This is a genomic window from Arthrobacter sp. JCM 19049 (assembly GCF_001310435.1).
Genome location: NZ_BAXF01000753.1, coordinates 1 through 841, shown reverse-complemented (window position 1 = coordinate 841; position 841 = coordinate 1). Strand labels below are relative to the sequence as shown.

The following is an 841-nucleotide window of genomic DNA, read 5'->3' as shown; positions in this document are numbered from 1 at the left end:
CGCGCTCACCCGGCGGGCCAGTGTCGCCGCCGTGTTGGGCCCGATCCGCAGCATCATCGACACCCGCCCGGACATCGGCGGGCTGCTGCGTCAAATGTGAAGCCCACGCCCGTAGGAGCCTATGCTTAAGCAGGACCGTGCCCGCCGGGGCACCACGTTTTGCGGACGTTCAGATCGACTACGTTGAAGAAGAGGCCTGTACGCTTTCATGACATCGCAACCAGCTGCGGCGCACGCCGCGACCATCGAGGATTTCACCCACAACCTGCAGGCGGTTCACCAGCGCATCGCCGCGGCGGCCACCGCGGTCGGCCGGGACCCGAAGGACGTACGGCTGCTGCCGGTAACCAAGACCATCCCCTCCCAGCGGTTGCGCCTGGCCATCGCCGCCGGCGTTGACACGCTGGGGGAGAACAAGGTGCAGGAGGCCCTGGCCAAGAGCGAGGAGCTGGCGGACCTGACCCACCTGCGCTATGCCATCATCGGGCCCCTGCAGCGCAACAAGGCCAAGTTCGTGGCCCGTTTTGCCCACGAGTTCCACGCCCTGGACTCGCTGCGCCTGGCCGAGACCCTGCAGCGCCAACTGGAGGCCGCCGAGCGGACCCTGGAGGTCTACATCCAGGTCAACACGTCCGGCGAGGACACCAAATCCGGGATCCAGGCCGACGAGGCCGCCGAACTGGCCGCCGCGCTAAAGCCCCTGGACCGCCTGGAACTGCGCGGGCTGATGACGATGGCGGCCCACTCCACCGACCAGGCGATGGTGCGGGCCAGTTTCCGGCGGCTGCGCGAGTGCGCCGAGTCGGTGCGCGACGCCGCGCCCAACCCGGAACGCTTCACG

1 protein-coding gene is annotated in these 841 nt (G+C 68.6%); it reads left to right on the top strand.

Translation table 11 applies throughout. The annotated features are described in order from the left end of the window. Window positions 1-208: 208 nt before the first annotated feature. Window positions 209-841, top strand: a 633-nt coding sequence (locus JCM19049_RS15995; RefSeq protein WP_054822043.1) for a YggS family pyridoxal phosphate-dependent enzyme, incomplete at its 3' end; no start/stop codon positions are given.